The 21,372-nt window shown below is 71.8% G+C and carries 17 protein-coding genes and 2 pseudogenes; 8 read left to right on the top strand and 11 right to left on the bottom strand.

From position 1 onward, the window contains the following. Nucleotides 1-16: 16 nt before the first annotated feature. The 3 genes from pcaG to ACOKGD_RS00430 form a co-directional block, all read right to left on the bottom strand. Nucleotides 17-613, bottom strand: coding sequence for a protocatechuate 3,4-dioxygenase subunit alpha (gene pcaG / locus ACOKGD_RS00440; RefSeq protein ID WP_342336052.1), 597 nt, complete (start codon nt 611-613; stop codon nt 17-19). Beyond that, nucleotides 613-1,434 (bottom strand): protocatechuate 3,4-dioxygenase subunit beta, encoded by an 822-nt coding sequence (gene pcaH / locus ACOKGD_RS00435; protein WP_342336050.1) that lies wholly within the window; start codon nt 1,432-1,434, stop codon nt 613-615. The genes pcaG and pcaH overlap by 1 nt, the downstream gene beginning before the upstream one ends. 131 nt (nt 1,435-1,565) lie before the next feature. After that, the gene (locus ACOKGD_RS00430; RefSeq protein ID WP_342336048.1) at nt 1,566-2,366 is read right to left on the bottom strand and encodes an IclR family transcriptional regulator; all 801 of its coding nucleotides are present in this window, start codon (nt 2,364-2,366) and stop codon (nt 1,566-1,568) included. A gap of 141 nt (nt 2,367-2,507) precedes the next feature. Between ACOKGD_RS00430 and purU (ACOKGD_RS00425) the strand changes: the two genes are divergently transcribed. After that, entirely contained in the window at nt 2,508-3,380 is an 873-nt protein-coding gene (gene purU / locus ACOKGD_RS00425) for a formyltetrahydrofolate deformylase (RefSeq protein ID WP_342336046.1), read from the top strand. Nucleotides 3,381-3,396: 16 nt separating this feature from the next. On the opposite strand, the gene ACOKGD_RS00420 is transcribed toward purU (ACOKGD_RS00425), so the two are convergent. Beyond that, complete coding sequence (locus ACOKGD_RS00420; RefSeq protein WP_342336045.1) at nt 3,397-4,896, bottom strand: MFS transporter; 1,500 nt, start codon at nt 4,894-4,896, stop codon at nt 3,397-3,399. Nucleotides 4,897-5,038: 142 nt separating this feature from the next. Between ACOKGD_RS00420 and ACOKGD_RS00415 the strand changes: the two genes are divergently transcribed. From ACOKGD_RS00415 to ACOKGD_RS00390, 6 genes are all read left to right on the top strand, one after another. After that, on the top strand, nt 5,039-5,620 hold the full coding sequence (locus tag ACOKGD_RS00415; RefSeq protein ID WP_342336044.1) for a TetR/AcrR family transcriptional regulator: 582 nt from the start codon (nt 5,039-5,041) through the stop codon (nt 5,618-5,620). 51 nt (nt 5,621-5,671) lie between these two features. After that, entirely contained in the window at nt 5,672-6,868 is a 1,197-nt protein-coding gene (locus tag ACOKGD_RS00410) for an MFS transporter (protein WP_342336043.1), read from the top strand. Nucleotides 6,869-7,010: 142 nt separating this feature from the next. Next, nucleotides 7,011-7,814 (top strand): methylenetetrahydrofolate reductase, encoded by an 804-nt coding sequence (locus ACOKGD_RS00405; protein WP_342336457.1) that lies wholly within the window; start codon nt 7,011-7,013, stop codon nt 7,812-7,814. After that, nucleotides 7,811-8,686 (top strand): formyltetrahydrofolate deformylase, encoded by an 876-nt coding sequence (gene purU / locus ACOKGD_RS00400; protein WP_342336042.1) that lies wholly within the window; start codon nt 7,811-7,813, stop codon nt 8,684-8,686. Before ACOKGD_RS00405 ends, purU (ACOKGD_RS00400) begins: the two co-directional genes overlap by 4 nt. A gap of 86 nt (nt 8,687-8,772) precedes the next feature. Then, nucleotides 8,773-10,182 carry a vanillate/3-O-methylgallate O-demethylase gene (ligM, locus tag ACOKGD_RS00395; RefSeq protein WP_342336040.1) on the top strand — a complete coding sequence of 470 codons (1,410 nt, stop codon included), beginning with the start codon at nt 8,773-8,775 and terminating at the stop codon, nt 10,180-10,182. A gap of 105 nt (nt 10,183-10,287) precedes the next feature. Then, nucleotides 10,288-10,893 (top strand): PadR family transcriptional regulator, encoded by a 606-nt coding sequence (locus ACOKGD_RS00390; RefSeq protein ID WP_342336039.1) that lies wholly within the window; start codon nt 10,288-10,290, stop codon nt 10,891-10,893. Nucleotides 10,894-11,039: 146 nt separating this feature from the next. Here the strand turns inward: ACOKGD_RS00390 and ACOKGD_RS00385 are convergent. After that, a pseudogene (locus ACOKGD_RS00385) lies at nt 11,040-11,429 on the bottom strand (SbcC/MukB-like Walker B domain-containing protein); the annotation flags it as partial. Between the two features lie 490 nt (nt 11,430-11,919). On the opposite strand from ACOKGD_RS00385, the gene ACOKGD_RS00380 reads away from it, so the two are divergent. After that, nucleotides 11,920-12,063 (top strand): hypothetical protein, encoded by a 144-nt coding sequence (locus tag ACOKGD_RS00380; protein WP_421355129.1) that lies wholly within the window; start codon nt 11,920-11,922, stop codon nt 12,061-12,063. A 2,075-nt stretch (nt 12,064-14,138) separates the two neighbouring features. On the opposite strand, the pseudogene ACOKGD_RS00375 reads toward ACOKGD_RS00380, so the two are convergent. The 6 genes and pseudogenes from ACOKGD_RS00375 to ACOKGD_RS00350 form a co-directional block, all read right to left on the bottom strand. After that, a pseudogene (locus ACOKGD_RS00375) lies at nt 14,139-14,378 on the bottom strand (ATP-binding protein); the annotation flags it as partial. Nucleotides 14,379-14,380: 2 nt separating this feature from the next. Next, nucleotides 14,381-15,109, bottom strand: a complete 729-nt coding sequence (locus tag ACOKGD_RS00370; protein ID WP_342336037.1) for a DUF4194 domain-containing protein — start codon at nt 15,107-15,109, stop codon at nt 14,381-14,383. Next, on the bottom strand, nt 15,106-16,632 hold the full coding sequence (locus ACOKGD_RS00365) for a DUF3375 domain-containing protein (RefSeq protein WP_342336035.1): 1,527 nt from the start codon (nt 16,630-16,632) through the stop codon (nt 15,106-15,108). The genes ACOKGD_RS00370 and ACOKGD_RS00365 overlap by 4 nt, the downstream gene beginning before the upstream one ends. A 76-nt stretch (nt 16,633-16,708) precedes the next feature. Further along, a complete protein-coding gene (locus tag ACOKGD_RS00360) occupies nt 16,709-17,017 on the bottom strand; it encodes a pyrimidine/purine nucleoside phosphorylase (protein ID WP_342336034.1) in 309 nt (102 codons plus the stop codon). 24 nt (nt 17,018-17,041) lie between these two features. Beyond that, nucleotides 17,042-17,893, bottom strand: a complete 852-nt coding sequence (locus ACOKGD_RS00355) for a serine hydrolase (protein ID WP_342336033.1) — start codon at nt 17,891-17,893, stop codon at nt 17,042-17,044. Nucleotides 17,894-18,089: 196 nt separating this feature from the next. Then, nucleotides 18,090-21,224 (bottom strand): DEAD/DEAH box helicase, encoded by a 3,135-nt coding sequence (locus ACOKGD_RS00350; protein ID WP_342336032.1) that lies wholly within the window; start codon nt 21,222-21,224, stop codon nt 18,090-18,092. Between the last annotated feature and the right edge of the window lie 148 nt (nt 21,225-21,372).

Raw genomic sequence — 21,372 nt, 5'->3', positions numbered from 1 at the left:
AGAACGCGATGCGTCCCTATCGGAAAGCAATGAAGGCTGTCTCCCTCTCACCCTGCAGATGGATGTCGTGCCGAAGGTACCCGTCGGCCGTGCGCTCCGCCGTGACCGACGCGCGCTCTGCGTCGGTCAGACCCTGCAGGAACGGGTCGGATGCGCGCAGCTCGTCGTCCTCGGGCAGGTAGATGCGGGTGTGCAGCTTGTCGGGCAGGCCGCGGGCGAAGACGACCGCGGCGATGAACGGCGCGCGAGGCCGTCCGTCGGGGCCCGGGGTCGGACCGGGGTTGCGCGTCCAGAAGTGGTAGCGGCCGTCGTCCTCGGTCATCGTGCGGCCGAAGCCGGTGAAGGTGAAGCCGTCGCGGCGCAGCGAGCCGCGGGCGTCGGGGACGGATCCGTCCGTGTCGGCACCGAAGATCTCGATGATCGCGTCGGGGATCGGCGCCCCCTCGCCGTCGTAGACCGTGCCGGTCAGGACGATGGCGCCGGGGCTGTGCGGGAAGGCGACCTCGTTCATGCGCTCGAACTCGACGCCGAAGCGGAAGAACGGGCCGACGGTCTGGCCGCCGGTGGGGACGTGGGTGGGCTCGCCCCAGGAGGCGGGTGCGGAAGCGGTCATCAGTGCTCGCCCTCCTCGGGCTCGAACCAGGTGGCGTCGGGGCCGTCGACGACGATGTCCCAGCGGTAGCCCATCGAGAACTCGGGCACCGTGAGGTCGTGGTCGTACGTGGCGATCAGGCGGTCGCGATCCTTCTGGTCGTGGATGGTGTTGTAGATCGGGTCGAGCGCGAACAGCGGGTCGCCCGGGAAGTACATCTGCGTGATGATCCGCTGCGTGAACCCGGTGCCGAACACCGAGAAGTGAATGTGGGCGGGCCGCCACGCGTTGATGTGGTTCTTCCAGGGATAGGGCCCCGGCTTGATCGTTGTGAAGTGGTACTCGCCGGCGTCGTTCGTGATCATGCGGCCCGCGCCCGTGAAGTTCGGGTCGAGGGGGGCCGGGTGCTGGTCACGCTGGTGGATGTAGCGCCCGGCGGCGTTGGCCTGCCACACCTCGATGAGCTGGTTGCGGATGGGGCGGCCCCAGCTGTCGAGCAGGCGGCCCGTGACCGTCATGCGCTCGCCCTGCGGCTCGCCGGTGTGCTGCAGCGTCAGGTCCGACTCGATGGCGGCGACGTCGCGCTGACCGAAGGCCGGCGAGTGCAGCTCGATGGTCTCGGGGTCGACGAGGCGCGGGTTCTTGGTGGGGTGGCGCAGCAGGCTCGATCGGTAAGGCGCGAAGTCGCGCAGCGAGCGGCCGGGCGTCTCGCCGGCGGCGATCTGCTCGCGCGCCTGCGCGTGGCGGTCGATGATCTCCTGCGTGATCTGCGACTGCGGCGGGAAGTCTGCCGAGCGCAGCAGCGATTCCGGGGCAGCCGCCTGCGGAGCGGTGTCGGACATGGGTCTCCTTCGACGGGCGTCTCGAGTGCCCCAAATGTCGCACCGGGAAACGGGAAAACCGCCCGTTTCTCTCACTGAATGAGAGAGATGGGCGGCTTGCTCCCGTTTAACGGGATGTCGACCGGCGCGGATCAGGCCACGCGCAGCGCCCTGCCGAGGTCGGCCGCGGTCTGCATGACCAGCGCCCCGAGGCGGCGGGTGTCGGCGCCGTCGATGCGGGTCACCACCCCCAGCGCGGTCGGCGGCAGCCCGGCGACCGAGCCCACAGGCGCGGCCACCGAGATGTTGCCGAGGGTCATCTCCTCGCGCGTGGTCGCGTAGCCGCGAGCGCGGGCACGATCGATCTCGGCCCGCACCGCGTCGGGTTCGGTGATCGAGTGCATGGTCTCGCGCTCGAGGCGCTTGGAGAGGAAGCGATCGATCCACTCCGGTGCCTGCGTGGCGAGCAGCGCCTTGCCGACGCCCGTGGTGTGCAGCGGCTGACGGCCGCCCATGCGACTGAGGGTCGGGATCGACGAGCGGCCGGTGAGACGCCCCACGAACAGCGCCGTGGCGTGCTCCGGCAGCGGCGCGTCGAGCACCGCCAGGTGCACGTTCTCGCCCGTCGCCTCGTACAGCCGCGACATGTAGGGCAGCGCCGTCTCGCGCAGGCGCAGGGCGAGCGGCGACAGCTCGCCGAGCTCCCAGAGCCGGGCCCCGACCGCGTACCGCCGACCCGGCGTGCGTGCGAGCAGGCCGAGCTCCAGCATCTGCGCCAGGATGCGGTGGAGCGTCGATGACGACAAGCCGGTCAGCGCTCCGAGGCGGGACGCGGACAGCTCCGGCTCATCGGCCGTGAAGCAGCCCAGGATCCGCATGGTGCGCGCGAGCATCCCGTCGGCATCGACGGTGGTCGGCGCGATGTCCTGAAGTTCAGTGATCGTGGTCGACATGGGGCAACCGTAACCATCCGCTCCCCCGCCACAGAGGGGGTTGACGGACGCGTCATTGGACGCAAGCTGATATCTCGCCTGCCGGGAGGGCCGACCCCCTGCAGGCCCGCTCACCCGGAGTCTCCCGGCTACGATCGACCCGTGCCGATCGACGCTTTCACCGACCACGCCTGCCTCATCGTCTCGGGTCCGGACCAGCAGGGGCTCGTCGCCGCGGTGACCGCCCTCGTGGCCCGTCACGGCGGCAACATCGTCTCCCTGGACCAGCACTCGACCGACCCCGTGGGCGGCGACTTCTTCCAGCGCGTGGTGTTCCACCGCGAGGGGCTGGCGGTGCAGCTGGACGACATCCGCGCCGACGTCGACCGGACGCTCGCCCCGTTCGAGATGTCCTGGGTGCTGCGCGACATCTCGATCCCCAAGCGCATGGCGATCCTGGCCACGACCGACGACCACTGCCTGCTCGACCTGCTGTGGCGCCACCGCCGCGGGGCGCTGCCGGTCGAGATCCCGATGGTGCTCTCGAACCACACCACGACCGCCGAGGACGTGACCTCCTTCGGCGTACCGTTTGTGCACGTGCCGTCGCAGAAGGGCCCGGACAAGAGCGAGTCCGAGGCGGCGATCCTCGCGCACCTCGCCGAGGCGAAGGTCGACTTCGTGGTCCTCGCCCGGTACATGCAGATCCTGTCGCAGGACTTCCTCGAGAAGGTCGGCGTGCCCGTGATCAACATCCACCACTCGTTCCTGCCGGCCTTCATCGGCGCCAACCCGTACCAGAAGGCCAAGGACCGCGGCGTGAAGCTGATCGGCGCCACGGCCCACTACGTCACGCAGGATCTGGACGAGGGGCCGATCATCGAGCAGGACGTTGTCCGCGTCACGCACGCCGACTCGGTGCCCGAGCTGCGCCGCCGCGGCGCCGACGTCGAGCGCGCGGTGCTCTCGCGCGCCGTGCTCTGGCACGCGCAGGACCGGGTCCTGCGTCACGGGAACCACACGATCGTCTTCTGACGACCGCGCGCCCGGCTCAGCGGGCCAGCACGGCCTCGCGCTCGGGCGCCGCGAGCACCTCGTCGTCGATCACCTCGTCGGCGACGCGGGTGCGGCGCGACATCAGCGCCACCACCGCGGCGAGCGCCGCGAGGGCGGCCAGCACGAGGAAGCCGATCGTGTATCCCTGCTCGGTGGGCTCGCCGCCGGGCGCGGTCGCCGATCCCGTGATGATCGCCGTCGACAGGGCGGTGCCGAGGGCCGATCCGATCGTGCGCAGGTTGGCGTTCATGCCGCCGGCCACGCCGGTCTGGCTCGCCTGCACGCTGCCGATGACGAGGTTGGTGAGCGCCGCGTACGAGACGCCGAGCCCCAGGCCGAACACGGCCGCCTCGACGGTGAGCAGCCCGAGGTCGCCGTGCAGCAGCGCCATGCCCGCGGTCGAGATCGCGATCAGGATCGTCCCCGCCACGAGCTGCGTGCGCAGCGGCACCACCCGGGTGATCGGGCCCGTGAAGAACCCGACGATCGCCATCAGGACGAGCATGGGCAGCATCACGAGGCCGGCGGTGCCGACGCTGGCGCCGAACCCGTAGCCGGTGGCGGCGGGCTCCTGGACGAAGCGGGCGAAGAACGCCCATACCCCGAACATCGCGGCGCCCACGAGGATCGCGGCGACGTTGGCGTTCCACACACCCGGCAGGCGCATCATGCGCAGGTCGACGAGCGGCTCGCGCGAGCGCAGCTCGACGACGATCCATCCGGCGATGAGGATCGCGGCCAGCGCGAACAGCCCGATCACGAGCGGTGACCCCCACCCCCACTGCGACCCGGTGCTGAGCGGCAGCAGCAGGGCGACGAGCCAGGCGGACAGCAGCAGCGCCGACGGGATGTTGATGCGCCCGCCGATCGCGCGCTCGGCCGACGGCACGCCCCGCAGGACGAGGATCGCGCCGATGGTCACGCCCGCGAGGGGAAGGATGAACAGCCCGCGCCAGCCGATGACGGTGGCGAGCGGGCCGGCGAGGACGGTGCCGATGCCGGATCCGACGGCGATCAGCGCCGACAGGATCCCGACGCCGCCCGCCACGCGGGAGGCGGGGAGCACGTCGCGCACAAGGCCGAACGCGAGGGGGAACATCGCGCCGCCGAGGCCCTGCATGGCCCGGCCGAGCAGCAGCACGCCGAGGTTGGGGGCGATCGCCGCGACGATGCTGCCCGCGGCGACGGCGGCGAGCGAGACGAGGAAGACGCGCCGCTTGCCGTGGAGGTCGCCGGCGCGGCCGAGGAGCGGCGTGGCGACGGCGGCGACGATCAGCCAGGTCGTGAGGGCCCAGGTGACGCCGACGGCGTCGGTGCGCAGCTCGCGCTGCATCACCGGGAGGACGGGGACGAGCAGCGACTGCAGGCTCGCGAACGAGCCGATCGAGACGCCGAGCGCGGTGAGGGCCTGGCGAGGGGTGACGGGGCGGGGGTGCTGGGCCCGGCGACGCGCCAGGCGGCGGATGGCGCCGAGGGGTGCCGTGGTGGAGTGCATGTGGCGTCCGTTCGAAGGGTGGTGGAACCGAGTCATCGGAGCTAAAATGGGAGGAAGGCTCCATTCGGAGGATCCCTCCGGTTAAGTTACCGGAGGATGCCTCCGTTTCGCAAGCCGTCGTTTCGTTTCCCCCGGAGAGGTCATGTCGAACACCACCGCCGAGGCGCCCCTGCCGGCGTGGACCGGCATCCAGCGCCCGCAGCGCTCGGACGCCCGTCGCAACTTCGACGCCCTCCTCGGCGCCGCGCGCGACGCCTTCGCCGAGCACGGAACCGAGGCCTCGCTCGAGGACATCGCCCGGCGGGCCGGGGTCGGCATCGGAACGCTCTACCGCAACTTCCCCACGCGCAACGCGCTGATCGAGGCCGTCTACGTCAACGAGGTCGAGAAGCTCGTCCGGGCCGCCGGCGACGCCGCCAGCCGCGAGCCGTGGCCCGCCATCGAGCAGTGGGTCGAGGACTTCATCGCCTTCGTCGGCACCAAGAAGGTGCTCATCTCGAGCCTCAACAGCGAGTCCGACGCGCTCGTCACCTGCCGCGGGGCCATGTACGGCGCCGGCGAGCCGCTCGTCCGCCGCGCGCAGGAAGCGGGCGAGATGCGCGACGACGTGACGATCGAGGACGTTGTGCGCCTGATCTCCGGCGTCGCCGGCGCCGCGTTCACCGACGCCGCCCAGCGCGAGCGCATCACCGGCCTCGCCCTCGACGGTCTGCGCGCGCGGTAGTCCCACCCCCGCGGAAACGGGCGCTCCCGCCACGGGTTAGAGTCGCCCGTTGTGAGCACCGACCGCGCGTACCGCCCCGCCCATCTCGGGTTCCTGCTGCTCACACTGTGCCTGATCGCCGTCAACATGCGGGCCACGATCACCGGCATCGGGCCGCTCCTCGAGCAGCTCACCGCCGACACGGGGGCGCAGCTCGCCACCCTGAGCGCGCTGACCTCGGTGCCGCTGGTGGCGTGGGCGCTGTGCTCGCCGCTGGCGCACACGGCCGCGCAGCGCTGGGGCATCAACCGGGTGCTGACCGTCGCGCTCGTCCTGCTGCTGGCGGGCACGGTGATCCGGTCGCTGCCGGGCCCGATCGCCGGCCTCTGGATCGGCACGGCCGTCATCGGCGCCGCCCTGGCCGCGGTGAACGTGCTGCTGCCCGCCGTGGTCAAGCAGTCGTTCGGCAGCCGCGTGCCCCTGGTCACCGGCGTGTACACGGCGCTGCTCGCGGGGTGCGGCGCGATCGCGTCCGGCCTGGTCGTCCCCATCTCGCACGCGGCCGGCGCGGGATCGACCGGGTGGCGGGTCGCCCTCATCGCCGTGTGCGCGACGCTGCCGATCGCGGTGATCCTGTGGGCCCTCCATCACCGGCGGGTCGGGCACGGGCCCATCACCCGCCACCGCGCGCCGGGGCCGAGCGTGTGGGGCGACAGGGTCGCGTGGCAGGTCGGGGCGTACTTCGGGGTGCAGGCATCGCTGTTCTACGTGCTGCTGACCTGGCTCGCACCGATGGCGATCTCGTACGGGCGCGGCGAGGCGCAGTCCGGGGTCGACACGATGATGTTCCAGATCACGGGCGTCATCTCGTCGCTGGCGCTGCCCCTGATCCTGCGGGGCCGCTTCGAGCGCTGGGTGCCGGCCGTGCTGCCGATCCTCGGCCTCATCGCGGTGACCGGCCTGATCCTGGCGCCCGGCGGGATCCTGTGGTGGGGCATGCTCACGGGCCTCACCAGCGGCGCATCGCTGGCGATGTCGCTGACCCTGATGGCGTCGCGGGCGCGCGACGCGCAGACCGCCTCGGCCCTGTCGGGCATGGGCCAGTCGGTCGGCTACGCCTTCGCCGCCCTGCCGCCGATCGTCTTCGGGCTGCTGCACACGGCCGTCGGGGGCTGGATCGTGCCACTCGTCTTCGCGGGGCTGCTGCTGGTCACCCAGGCGCTGCTCGGCCTCCTGGTCGGCCGAGAGAGATTCGTCCTCGACCGCTGAGCGAGGATCTCTCAAAACACCTATGGACATTCCCTATCGCCATAGGTAACGTGCCTTCCGTGCGCAGAGTCGCGCACCCACCCGGGAAGGATTCATCGTGCCGCACCCTCAGGCCGGTCTCGCCACGGACTACTCGCTCGAGATGACGGGCAAAGACGTGCCCGCTTTGCACGAGGCGGCGGGTGCGATCCCGCCCGGAACGCGCGTGAACGTCACGTTCCTCGGCAACGAGGATCTCGACATGCGCGTCTCGGCCGCGAAGGCCGTCAAGGACGCCGGGTTCATCCCCGTCCCGCACATCTCGGCCCGGCGCCTGGCGTCCCAGGCGCAGCTCGAGGAGTTCCTCGACCGCCTGCAGCAGGTCGGCGCCACCGAGCACGTCTTCGCCGTCGGCGGCGACCCCGCCACCCCCGAGGGCCCGTACGACAGCGCCTACGACGTGATCCGCTCCGGCGTGCTGCAGAAGTACGGCGTCCGCGAGGTCAGCATCTCGGGCTACCCCGAGGGCCACCCCGACATCCCCTCCGACGTGCTGTGGGACCACCTCGAGAAGAAGACGGCGTCGCTGGCGGACCAGGGGCTCGGATCCGTCATCCTCACGCAGTTCTCGTTCGACACCGACCCGGTCATCCAGTGGATCGACGAGGTGCGGCGCCGCGACATCGACGCGACGATCCGGATCGGCACCCCGGGGCCCGCGGGCATCAAGCGCCTCCTCGCCTTCGCCACCCGCTTCGGCGTCGGGGCCAACGCGATGATCGTGAAGAAGTACGGCTTCTCGCTCACCAACCTGCTGGGCACGGCCGGCCCCGACCGCTTCGTCACCGAGCTGGCCGAGCGCCTTGGCGACGGCTCCGGCGACGTGAAGCTGCACATGTACGCCTTCGGCGGCCTGAAGGCCACGGCCGACTGGGCGCGCGACTTCCAGGCGAAGGCGACGTCATGACGCTGCACGACCCCGCCTTCCTCGACCGCGCGGTGCTCATCGTCCACGGCCCCGACCAGCCCGGCATCGTCGGCGCGATCGCCTCGATGCTCACCCGCAACCGCGGCAACATCGTCTCGCTCGACCAGTACTCCTCCGACCACGCCGGCGGCGACTTCTTCCAGCGGGTCGTGTTCCACCGACCGGATCTCGTCACGGCGCTCGACGAGCTGCGCGCCGACATCGCCGCGACCGTCGAGCCCTTCGGCCTCGAATGGACCCTCCGCGACCAGTCGGTCCCGAAGCGCATGGCGATCCTGGCCTCCAAGAGCGACCACTGCCTGCTCGACCTGCTCTGGCGGCACCGCCGCGGCGACCTGCCCGTCACGATCCCGATGGTGATCGCCAACCACGCCGACACCGCCGAGGACGTGCGCTCGTTCGGGGTGCCGTTCTTCCACGTCGAATCGCAGCCGGGGCCCGACAAGAGCCAGAGCGAGGCCGAGATCCTGAAGCTGCTCGCCGGAAACGTCGACTTCGTGGTGCTGGCGCGGTACATGCAGATCCTCTCGGCCGACTTCCTCGACCGCGTCGGGGTGCCGGTGATCAACATCCACCACTCGTTCCTTCCCGCCTTCATCGGGGCCAACCCGTACCGCAAGGCGAAGGAGCGCGGCGTCAAGCTCATCGGCGCCACCGCGCACTACGCCACCAGCGACCTCGACGAGGGCCCGATCATCGAGCAGGACGTGGTGCGCGTCACCCACGTCGACTCGGCCGAGGATCTGCAGCGCCGCGGAGCCGACGTCGAGCGCTCGGTGCTCTCGCGTGCGGTCGCCTGGCACGCCGCCGACCGGGTCATCCGCAACGGCAACCACACCATCGTCTTCTAGCCACCATCCGTCCCGTCTCGGCTCCTCGCTCGCCCCGCGACGCGGCAGCCGACACCGTCATACCAACCAGAACAGAGAGGTTCATCGTGGGATTCAAAAACCTGCAGGAAGTGCTCGACGCCAAGGGATCGGCCGTCGACCTGCTGCGCAATTCGCAGATCGGCTCGTACATCTACCCGGTGGTGCCCGCCGACTTCCAGAACTGGATCAAGGAGCAGCGCGCCTGGCGCGAAACGGCCGTCCTGTACGACCAGTCGCACCACATGGACAACCTGTTCCTGCGCGGATCCGATGCCATCAAGCTCATCAGCGACACCGCCATCAACTCGGTCGCGAACTTCCCCGTCGACAAGGCGAAGCAGTACGTGCCCACCAGCTCGACGGGCGGCGTGATCGGCGACGGCATCCTCTTCCGCGAGGCCGAGGACGAGTACGTCTACGTCGGCCGCGCACCGGCCGCGAACTGGCTGCTGTTCCACGGCGAGACCGGCGGCTACGCGAACCTCGACATCGAGGTCGACCGTCGCTCGCCCTCGCGCCCCTACGGCGACGCCGTCACGCGCAAGTACTACCGCTTCCAGATCCAGGGCCCGCGCGCGTGGGAGGTCATCGAGAAGCTCAACGGCGGCCCGTTCGAGCAGCTGAAGTTCTTCAACATGTCGACCATGACGATCGCCGGCAAGACCGTGCGGACGCTCCGTCACGGCATGGCGGGCGCGCCGGGTCTCGAGATCTGGGGCCCCTACGCCGACCACAAGCAGATCCGCGACGCCATCGTCGAGGCCGGCGCCGAGTTCGGGCTCGTCCCGGTCGGATCCCGCGCCTACCCCTCGAACACCCTCGAGTCGGGCTGGATCCCCTCGCCGCTGCCCGCCATCTACTCCGGCGAGGCCGAGCGCGCCTACCGCGAGTGGCTGCCGGCCGACAGCTACGAGGCCACCGGCACGCTCGCCGGCTCGTTCGTCTCGGACGACATCGCCGACTACGAGCTCACGCCGTGGGAGCTGGGGTACGGATCGTTCGTGAAGTTCGACCACGACTTCATCGGGCGCGACGCGCTCGAGAAGGTGGATCCCTCCTCGCAGCGCAAGAAGGTCACGCTGGCGTGGAACGCCGAGGATCTGGCGAAGGTGTGGGCGTCGCTGCTCGACGTCGACGGCCCGCAGTACAAGTTCTTCGACCTGCCGCTGGCGAACTACGGCTCGGCCAACTACGACCGGGTCGTCGACGCCGACGGCACCACCGTCGGGTTCTCGATGTTCACGGGCTACAGCGCCAACGAGAAGCGCGGCCTCTCGCTCGGCACCGTCGACCCCGACGTGCCGGAGGGCACCGAGCTGAAGGTGGTCTGGGGCGAGCCCGACGGCGGCTCGTCGAAGGCCTCCGTCGAGCCGCACGAGCAGTTCGAGGTGCGCGTGGTCGTCAGCCCCGTGCCCTACTCGAACGTCGCCCGCCAGGAGTACCAGGGCGGCTGGCGCACGGGCTATTCGGCCTGAGCGCTGCGTGAGGGGCCGGACGCCTGTCGTCCGGCCCCTTCGCGGTATTTCGCCCGGAACATTTCGGCCACAATTGTCTCGACGACCTGAAGGGATGCGGCACCCATGAGTCTGCGTTACGCACTGATCTCGCTGCTGCGCGTCGGCCCGCTGTCGGGATACGACCTGCAGAAGCAGTTCCAGGTGTCCGTCGGCCATCTGTGGCACGCGCCCGACAGCCAGATCTATCCCGAGCTGCGCAAGATGGAGGGCGAGGGCCTCGTGGTGGGCGAGGACCAGCCCCGCGGCGAGCGCGGCACCCGCCGCGTCTACCACCTGACCGCCGAGGGCGAGCAGGCGTACACCCGGTGGATGCAGGATCCGCTGCCCTATGCCCGCGTCCGCGAACCCGCGAACCTCAAGGCCGCGTACCTCGAGGCCGCGACCCCCGAGGACGCCCGCGCCTTCCTGACCGAGCACATCCGGCACTGGCGGGGCGAGGTCGAGCAGTGGGAGGCCGAGCTCGCCCGCATCGACGCGCGGGAGAACCCCATGCTGCAGCGCCGCCTGGCGGTCACCCAGCCCCACGACCACGCCCGCACCGTGGCCTTCAAGCGCTTCGGCTACGAGGGCCTCGTCGACCGCGCCCGCGCCGAGATCACCTGGGCCGAGCGCGGCATGGCGCTGCTCGACGACCTCTACGGCCCCGAGGGCGCCCACTCCGCCTCCTAACCCCTACGGCCCCGGGCGGCGTCGGCCCCACCGCTCGTTGAGCGAGCGGAGCGAGTCGAAACGGGCCGAACCCGTACCGCGCTTGGGCCGTTTCGACTCCTCGCTGCGCTCGTCGCTCAACGACCGAGTGGGTGGGGCACCCCCGCTCAGCCGACGCCGACGACGGCCTTCGCGCGCGAGCGGCCCGTGCCGTCCTTGAGCACAACGTACGACGCGTCGACGTGGGGCTCGAGGGCCGAGACCTTGTCGTTCGGGGCGCCGATGACGAGCTGGAAGCCGAGGCCCCGCCAGGCGCCGACCGCGCGGCCCGAGAACTGCGCGTCTGCCTTGATGAGCGCCTCGTCGAGCAGAACGGGGGCGTAGCGCGGGCGGGCGGCATCGGCGTCCCCCAGCTGATAGCGCAGGGCCGCGCCGACGATGAACGCCACCAGCTCCTGCGACTCGCCGCCCGACTTCTCGCCGATGTGGTCGTAGAGCGCGACGTGGCGGCCCGCCAGGTCGATCATCTCGGCCGACAGGCGCACGTGCCGGCGCACGTCGACGAGCTCCAGGAAGTCGGGGGCCTCCCGGCGGATCCGGTCGATCAGCCGCGCCATGCGGGCGTAGCGAGTCTCGCGCTCGGCCTCGGTCGCGCGGCCCGAGAGCAGCTCCCGCAGATCCTTCAGCTCGCGCTGGAACGACTGCAGCGCCACCGAGCGCACGGGTGCGGCGTCGATGCGCAGGCGGTGATCGTCGTCCGCGAACGGCAGGTCGGCGAGGATCGCGTTAACAGGATCGATGCGCTGCGTGATCTCGGATCGCGCGCGACGGAGCGCGTACTCGAGGTCCGAGAGGTCGTCGCCCGAGAGGCGCAGCAGGCTGCGCCGCCACTCCTCCTCGAGCTCGTGCAGGCCGTCGCCTTCCAGGGCGGTGAGCATCTGGTCGAACTCGGCGTAGGAGCGGTCCGGATCGGTGCCGAGGTTCGGATCCGGCCACTGGCGCAGGAACCCCTCGAACAGGCTCGTGAGCGCATCGGATCCGGTCTCGATGGCGGTCTGCGCGGTCTCGGTGTCGTGGCGCAGGCGCTCGGCGGCCCGCGCGGCGACCGCGTCGAAGGCGGCGAGCGCCTTCCGCGGGTCGGCGACGCCGGCCTCGGGGGCCTCGTCGCCGGCGAGCAGCTCGTCGAGGTAGGCGCGGCGGTCGCCGGACTCGTCGTCCTCGTCGGCGGCCTCGAGCGCGCGCGACGAGATGTCGACCTGGTCGGTGATCCGCTCCCACTCCTCGTGCAGCGCGGCGGCGGCCGTCTTGGCGGCGCCGAGCTGCTGCCCGAGGTCGTCGACCAGGTCGTCGAGCTCGGCCGCGCGCTCGCGCAGCGGCCCGAGGTCGGCGTTGCCGGCGGTGAGCTCGTCGATGCGGGCGGTCCAGCGCTCGACCTCGGCCTCGATGGCCTCGGTGTCGACGTGATCCCAGGGCGTCTCGGTGACAAGACGGTGGGCGTCCTTGCGCTCGTCGTCCTGCGCGAAGGCGTCGTCGGCCGCCCGCAGCGCCTGGTTCGCGGCGGTCAGCGAGCGCTCGGCCGAGGCGATCTGCGCGTCGAGGTGGGCGATCCGGCGCGCGTTGGTGAAGCCGATCACGCTGCCGGAGGACGAGCCGCCGTGTGCGCCGCGCAGGCCCTCGCTGGTCTGCCCCGAGCGGGTGAGCGCCTTGCTGTAGCCGCTCATCTCGGCCGCGTTCTCGACGCAGACGAACGAGAAGCGGTCGACCAGGCGCGAGCGCAGCCAGTCGGCGAACGGGCTGTGGGCGTAGTCGAGGCGCCCGGGCAGGGTCGCGGCGTCCGGGCGCACGTCGACCGAGAGGCCGAGCTGCACGCCCTCGAAGCGGATGCGCTCGCGCGACGGGACGCGATCGATCGCGGCGCGGAAGCGTCCGATCCGGTCGGCGTCGATCAGCAGCGTGGTCGCGAAGCCGCCGAGGGCCTGGCCGAACGCGTCCCGCCAGGGCTCGTGCACCGTCTGCACCTCGATGAGCTCGGCGACGAAGGGCAGCTCGGACGGCTCCATGTCGGCCGCGAGGGCGAGTGCGACGCGCGCCTGGTGCAGCCGCTCGGGGATGTTGCCGTGGCGGGCCGCGAGCGCGCCGCGCTCGAGGCGCAGGTCGCGCAGGATCTGCTCGGTCTCGCGCACGAGATCACGCGCCCGGTCGCGCTCGGCGAACGTCGCGTAGCGGGCATCCTTGTCGGCCAGGCGGGCGCGGCCTGCGGCGGCGAGGCGCTCGAGGTCGGCGGCCGATCCGACGGTCGCCCCGAGGACCTGCAGGGCGCGGTCGAGGCGCTCGCGGGTCGCGCGCGCGGCGACCAGGCGGTCGGCGGCGGCGGCCTGCTCGCGCTGGGCCGTCTGCAGCTGCTGCCCGCCCGAGGCCCACAGCATCTCGCGCACGCCGGCGAGCTCGCTCTTGCGGGCGCGAAGGGCGGCGTCGAGGTCGCCCACCTTGTCGTCCGCGGCGCGCGAGCGCACGCGCACGTCGTCCTCGACCGCGCGCAGCAGCTCGAGGCGGCGCGCGTGGCGCCACAGGGCGACGGGCGAGGCGTCGTCCTCGGGCGTGCCGACGGCGGCGATCATCTCGAGGCGGGCGCGGGCGGCGTCGACGTTCGCGCGGTGCTGCCGGATCGGGGTGAGGGCGCGCACCTGCTGGCGCGCGGTGAGCATGCGCTCGCGGGTGTCCGAGAGCTCGTCGAAGTGGGCGACGACCTCGTCGGCCTTCGCCAGGGTGTCGGGCTCCTCGAGCACCATCGCCTTGTAGAGCGCGTCGACCGTGGTGATCTGCTGCCCCGCCTGGATGCGCGCGAGCAGCGCGATGGCCTTCGATCCGCCGCCGGCGGCCCCGATGCCGAGGGTCGAGTGCAGGCGCGCGGTGAAGTCCTTGTCGGTGTCGAAGCACGTCAGTCCCGCAGCCGTGAGCTTCGCCCGCGCGAACTTCGCGTCGGCCGCGGCGGCCAGCCCCGTCACGGCGAACTCGGCGTCGATCGTGGCGCGCACCGTGGTGAGCTCCTCGATGGTGCGGGCACCGGCGGGGACGTACCAGGCGCGGATCGCGGTGAAGACGGCTCCGCCCTGATCCGCCCACGTCATGGCGATGGCCGACCAGATGTCCTCGCCGTCGCCGCGCAGCACCCGCTGGCGGGTGCCCTCGTCGGTGCGCGACTCGTCGACCTTGCCGCGCGCGTACGACAGCACGTTGCGCTGGTCCTTGCCGCGCGGGCGCCCGATGACACCGCCGTTGGAGGCGCCGTTGAACGGCACGGTGTGCGGCATCAGCAGCGCGATGTACGCGTCCATGAGCGTCGACTTGCCCGATCCGGATCCGCCCGAGAGCAGCGTCGCGCCGGGAGCGAAGCGCACCGTGTGGTGACCGTCGTAGCCGCCCCAGTTGACCAGCTGCAGGTCGCGCGCGATCCACTGCTGGCCGGTCGAGGCGGCCGGGATCAGCCCGAAGAGGGTCTCGATCATCGTCATGCGTCGGCGTCCTCTTCTTCGGCGGCGATCTCGTCGTCGTCGGCCACGGGGTCCACGGGGGCGGCGGGGCGCTCGTCGTCCGCGGACGGATCCGGTCCAATCCGGTGCTCGCCGGCCTGCAGCCAGGCGACGAGCTCGCCCAGGCGCTCGACCGACAGCACCACCTCGACCAGCGGCGTCACGCGGAAGCGCCCCTCGGACTCCTCGTCGAGGAAGCCCTCGGTGACCAGGCGGGCGATCGCGCTGCGGATCTCCTTCTGCCGCGCCGCGACGTTGGTGCCATCGACGTCGAGGTAGGTGAGGGCGTTCTGCTCGAGGTCCTCGGCGTCGACACGCGTGGCCGTCTCGCCGGCGCCTCCGGAGCGCTGGTGGAGGCTGCGCAGCTGCACCAGCAGCACGGTCTCGATGCGCGAGTACGCCTCGTCGCGCAGCAGCACGGGCACCTCGATCTCGGCCGAGCGCACCTGCTGCTTGTAGGCGAGCCCGCGGTCGTGATCCACGATCAGGCGCACGAAGAGGTCGTGCAGGCGCGACTCGATCACCTGCTGGTGCGCGATCAGCGCCTTCCACTGCGAGGGGTTCTGGTCGGCGCGCAGGTAGCGGCGCCGCAGCAGCTGCACCAGCACGCGCCGCGCGGCGACGTCGAGCGTGCCCGTGTCGCCGGGGAACAGGTCGCTCGGGTCCTCCTCCATGGAGACCGGATCGATGAAGGCGGTGTCGCTCACGTGGATGCTCCGTCGGTGGGGTCGGTCTGCGGATCGGATCCGGTCGCCGGATCGGGGACGCGCGCGTGCGCCGCCGAGAACGCCAGACGGCGGCGGGTGCCGTCGGGGCGCACCGCGACCACCTCGACGACCTCGTCCGTCTCGTCGAGACCCCAGCGGTCGGCGATCTCGAGCAGGCCGACGAGGTCGGCCGGGCGGCGGAGATCCTCGGGTGCGGCCTCGAAGGCGGCGGCCAGGTCGAATCGACCCTGCGCGTCGGCGGTGTCGTGCGAGAAGCGATCGAGGTGCGCGCGCAGCTCGGGGTACGCGGGGCCGCCCCAGCGGCGCGCGCCGTCGAGCGACACGGGCTCGTCCTCGTGCTCGTCCCACGTCGCGAGCGCGGCGGGGGTGCGTTGCGGCGCGAGGGTGTCGAGCGTGGTGCGCAGGCGCCCCACCTCGGCCCGCGGCAGCCGGCGCAGGCCCTCGACGGGTTCATTGCGGCGGGTGGTCGGGATCCACGCGGCGAGCTCGACGATCGCGTCGCGCAGCAGGTCGTCGACCTCGCGGTCGCGCAGCGGGTCGTGGTGGCGCACCTGCGCGGCGATCACGCGGGAGGCCGTGCGCTGCGCCGTGAGGACGGTGTCGATGCCGCGTTCGAGCTGCTGCGCGAGGCTCGCGAGCTCGAGGCGCTGGAGCGTCGGCAGGCGCTCGGCGAAGGGCTGGCGCAGCACGATGTCGAGCTGCTCCTGCAGCTGGTCGAGCCGGTCCGGGTCTCCGACCAGGCGCAGCGCGCCCGCGAAGGCGCGCCCCTCCGCGGTGGCGTCGAGCACGTGCTCGGCCCGATGCAGGTACTCGCGCAGCACCTCGCCGGTGGGGCGCTCGTCCTGGCGGAGGGCGGCCACCACCTGGCGCTGCAGATCGCGGATCGACTCGGCCACGCGGGCGAAGTCGGCGGGCAGCTCGCGCACGAGCGAGAGCACGTTCTCGGCCTCCTCGCGCAGCGACTCGTCGTCGGTCATCTCGACGACGTCGTTCAGCTCGAGGCGCTCGACCTCCCACTGCAGGCGGCGGATCGCCTCCTGCAGGCGCGCGCGCCGGCGATCCGGATCGGGGTCGGCCTCGCTCGAGAGATGCTCGACGGCCTCCAGCAGCGTGCGCACACGCGACTGCGAGACGCGCGAGCGCGGACCGCCCGCGCGGCTGGCGATGTCGAGGGCCCCGACGGCGTGGGCCGAGAGGCGGTACACCTCGACATCGGCGTCGTCGGCCTGGCGGATCAGCCACCCGGCGTCGACCCACTGGCGGCAGAGCTCGCGCGCCGACCCGACCGGCAGGTTCTCGTGCCCGGCGCCGCGCAGCAGCTCGAGCGCGTCGCCGAGTTCGGTGTGCACCTCGGCCACCGGGACGCTCGGCCGGGCGTTGGTGAACACCGACGCCAGCAGGGTCACGATCAGCGGCGCGTGGCGCTTGTGCAGCAGGGCGAGCATCGGGCTCTGGAAGGCTCGGACCGCGCCTTCGTAAGCGCCCTCGATTCGCGTGCTCATGGAGGGCCCAGCCTAGTCGCCGCGCGTCCCGCCGCCGAACCCGGCGGCAGCCGCGCGCAGCCGATCCGCGTCGGTGTCAGCCGTAGTGGCAGACGTACGAGACGGCGTCCGAGACGCGGATGTCGAAGGACGACTCCCCCGGCACGTCGAAGGTGTCCCCCGCGCCGTACTCGACCCACTCGTCCGACCCCTCGAGGCGCACACGGCAGGCGCCGGTGTGCAGCTCCATGGTCTCGGGGGCGCCCGTGCCGAAGGTCAGCTCCGAGGGCAGGATCACGCCGGCCGACTTGCGGGTGCCGTCGGCCAGGAAGAAGGTGTGGCTCACGCACTTGCCGTCGAAGTAGACGTTCGCGGCGGGGTCGAGCGTGACGTTCTCGTAGGTCATGGCTCGATTATCGGGCCGCGCGTCTCAGGTCGCGTACTCGAGCAGGTCGCCGCCGAGGGCGTGGAAGGCGGCGTGCGCGCGCTGCCGGTCGATGAGCGAGACGTCGTCGAAGTCGACGAGCAGCGCGTACGCGAACGCCCCGCGGCGGCCGGCGAGCACCCCCGCCTCGGCGCGCACCCCGCGCTCGCGCCCCGTCTTGGCGAAGTGCACCACGCCGTGTCCGTCGGGCTCGTGCGAGAACGGATCGGCGCCGATGGCCGATCCGACCAGGCCCACGTCGGTCACGGGGCTGAGCCAGGTGACGACCCGCTCGCTGACCTCGGCGTCGATCGCGGTTCCCGCGGCGAGCGCGGCGAACAGCACCGCGAACTCGCGAGCGGTGCCCAGCGCGAGGTGCGGGGCGTCGTCGGGGCCCCGCTCGGATCGGAAGCCGTCGAGCAGCGCCGAGCGGGGCATGCCGAGCTCGACGATGCGGCGGGTGACGTTGTCGTGCCCGACCACATCGAGCAGGGCGTTGGCCGCGGCGGCGTCGCCGGCGCCGCCCGCGAGCACGGCGAGGTCGATGACGGGGAGGGTGGGCGCGGCCATCGCGCGCCACAGGCCGCTGGGCGCGGGGCGCTTGGTCTGGGGGCGGTCGACGAGACGGTGCGGGTCGAGGGTGCCGGCCTCCATGCGGGCGGCGGCCTCGACGAGCAGGGGCACGATGCCGAGTCCGCCGACGGGCAGCGGGAGGTGGTCGTCTCCGGCGAGCACGACCTCGCCGCGATCGAGGTCGGTCACGTGCACGGCCACGCGTGCCCCGGCCAGCGACAGGCCCTCGAGGGCTCCGGTCGTCGTCCGGAAGGTGCGCGTCTGGCGTCCTCGCCCGCGGCGCATGTCTCTGCGCGTCGCGTGAGGGACGTTGGTCTCGCTACGGGGATCCGCTCCCACGTCAGCCCTTCGGTTCTGCTCGCGTTGTTCCCTGCCCCGCATCCCATTGTGCGGCCTCGGGGCTTGCATTCGACCCCGGTATCTCCGTCTATCGGATGAAGATCTGGTCACGCCTGCCGCTGAGCGGGCAACGGGGTGGTGGTCACTCGATCAGACCGCGGAAATCGGTGGCGTCCAGCGTGCCGATGGCCGACGGATCCTCCCCCGCGAGCACGTCGCGGAACAGGCGCGACTTCTTCTCCTGCATGGCCACGACCTTCGCCTCGATCGTGCCCTTCGAGATCAGGCGGTAGACCACGACGGGTCGCGTCTGCCCGATGCGGTGGGCGCGGTCGGTGGCCTGCGCCTCGGCCGCGGGGTTCCACCACGGGTCGAGCAGGATGCAGTAGTCGGCCTGCGTGAGGTTGAGACCGAAGCCGCCCGCCTTCAGCGAGATGAAGAACACCGGCACGTCGCCCGAGGTGAAGCGGTCGATCATCTTCTTCCGCGCGCTCATCGACACGGACCCGTCGAGGTACGCGAACGGGATCCCCCGCTTCTCGGCGACACCCGCCGCGCGCCCGAGGAACTGCGTGAACTGGCTGAACACCAGCACGCTGTGGCCGTCGCCGACGATCTCGTCGAGCAGCTCGCCGAGCTTCTCGAGCTTGGCGCTCGGGGCCGATCCGTCGCCGACGAGCTCGGGATCGAGCGCGAGCATCCGCAGGGTGGTGAGTGAGCGCAGGATCTCGATGCGGTTGGCGTCGACGTCGTCGAGCAGACCGAGCACCTTCTGCCGCTCGTGCTGCAGGCGCAGGGCGTAGGCGTGCTTGTGCGCGGGGTGCAGCTCGACCTCGAGCAGCTGCTCGGTCTTCTCCGGCAGGTCCTTGGCCACCTGCTCCTTCGTGCGCCGCAGCATGAACGGCCGCAGGCGGCGACGCAGGCGCACGAGCCGCTCGCCGCTGCGCTCGCGTTCGATCGGCTTGCGGTACTGATCGGTGAAGGTCCGCTCGCCGCCGAGCAGGCCGGGGGCGGTCAGCGAGACGAGCGCCCACAGCTCGAGCAGGTTGTTCTCGAGCGGGGTGCCCGTGATGGCGAACTTGCTCGGCACCTCGAGCAGGCGCGCGCAGCGATGGGTCTGGGCCCGGTGGTTCTTGATCTGCTGCGCCTCGTCGAGCACCAGCACCTGGAAGCCCGCGGCCTGGTACTCCTCGAAGTCGAGGCGGAACAGCGCGTAGCTGGTGACGACGAGGGTCGCGCCGGCGATCACCTCGGCCAGCGGCGTGCCGCGCTTTCCGGCCGTCTCGTCGATGGCGGCGGCGGGCATGCTCGGCACGAAGCGCTGCGCCTCGGAGACCCAGTTCGACACCACGCTGGTGGGTGCCACCACGAGGTACCGATCGGCGGGCGACTCCTGCCGCGCCTTCTCGAGCGCGGCGAGCACCTGCACCGTCTTGCCGAGACCCATGTCGTCGGCGAGGATCCCGCCCAGCCGGTTGCGCCGCAGGAAGTCGAGCCAGGCGAGGCCGGTGCGCTGGTAGTCGCGCAGCTCGGCGCGGAAGCCGTCGGGCACCGCGACCGGCGCCAGCTGATCGGTCTCGGTCAGCCCGCGCATGCGCTCGAGCCAGTCGTTGGCCTGCGCCTGCACCAGGCCGATGCCGACGATCTCCTCCCACAGATCCGCCTGCCAGCGCGAGATGCGCAGCGGCCCGGTCGGACGGTCCTGCAGCGCCCGGGCCTCGTCGAGCAGCTCGCGCAGCGGATCGAACTGCGTGGTGTTCAGCGCGAACACCGTGCCGCTGGGCAGCACCACGTAGCGGTCGCGGGCGACCAGGGCTGTGAGCAGCATGCCGAACGGCACCGCCTCTCCCCCGACCTCGACGCTGACCTCGAGGTCGAACCAGTCGTTGCCGTTGGGCTGCGTCGAGACGTGGACAACGGGCGGATCGGCCGCGAAGCGGTACTCGGGCAGCTCGTCGGTCTCGTCGACGCGCAGGCCCTCGACGCCACGGATCAGCGGCAGCACCAACGTGCGGAACTCGACCGTCTCGTCCTTGGTGAGCATGGCAGCGCCGAACCCCGTGCCCACGCGCGCGCCCAGGAGGCCGGCGTGCTCGCCCGCGACCTGCTCGACCGCGTCGGCGATCCCGCGCTCGTCGGCCGGAGTGCGGACGCCGGATCCGTCCGGATAGTCCCAGCGCCACGAGAGCGTCGCGCGGTTGTCTGTCTGCGCCAGCGTCAGCACGAGCGTCGGCCGCGGAGGCGCGGGGATCTCGTACGAGCCGTCCGAGCGCAGGGGCGCGATCCGCCGCAGTTTCGGTAGATAGTCGCGCTCGAAGTCGGCGATCGCGGCATCCGGGATCGTGAAGGGCTCGCCCTGCATCAGGCGCGTGAACGGCTCGGCCAGCGGTTCGCGCAGCGGCACCAGCTCGCGCACCCGCTCGTCGTCGGCCAGCGCCATCGCGGCGACCGGCACGCCGACGGGCAGGATCCGCTCGTCCTGCGCCTCGAGGTCGATCACCGGCGCGACGTGCAGCGCCTCGTCGCGCCGCTCGAGCTGGAGGAAGTGCGCCGCCGGCTCGGCGCGCAGCGCGACGGGCTGCTGCGCCTTGGTGTCGGCCACGAGCTGCACTCCCGCTTCGCGCAGCTCGAGCAGCACGCTCCACAGCGCGCGGCTCGGCAGCTGGTCCAGCCGGATCCACTGCGGCGCCTTGTCGTAGTACCCCCACCGGCTCGGCGCGCCGGTGCGCTCGTGCATCGCCTCGATCTCGTTCAGCGCCTGCCGCTGCGGGGCGCCGATCTTCTGCCCGTCGAGGTCGCGCCAGCCGATGCCCGTCCGGATCCACGTGCCCCGTGTGCCCTTCACCGCGGGCCGGATCTGCACCCAGGCGTCGGTGCGCGTGCGCTCGAGGCCGACCAGCAGCGCGACGTCGACGGGCTCGTCGGCGCCGTCGTCGTCGAGCGCCTTCTCGAGCAGCCGTCGCCACGGCTCGATGCCCGATGCCTTCGGCAGGGCGGTCGCCGTGGTGGCGCCGTGCGCGATGAGGTGCAGGATCGCCGCGGCGTGCACGCACCCCTCGGATCCGCACTCGTCGCAGTCGACGCTCACGCCGTGGCGCTCGCCCACGTCGATGTACACGGTCCAGCGGCCGACCCGGCCCTCGTACGTCGTGGTGCCGCCCATGTCGTACCGCTGCGCGATGCGCGCGACACCCTGCTCGGCGAGGTGCGCCCCGTGCTGCACCATCCACGCGGGAAGGATCCGCGGCAGATCCGCGGGGGTCAGCTCGAAGGGCACCTCACGAGCCTAGGCGGCGGGTCTGACACTCGGCCCTCGGCGGATCGTGACCCCGCGGCGCTTCCGCGGATCGTGACCCCGTTGCGGATCCGCAGTCCCGGCTCGCAGAGCGAGCCCCGCCAGTCCCGATGCCTGCGGATCCTCCACG

Source organism: Microbacterium phosphatis, from assembly GCF_049177115.1.
Lineage (GTDB): Bacteria > Actinomycetota > Actinomycetes > Actinomycetales > Microbacteriaceae > Microbacterium > Microbacterium phosphatis.
The sequence above is the reverse complement of the archived record's forward strand: the minus strand, read 5'-3'. Positions and strand labels throughout refer to the sequence as shown.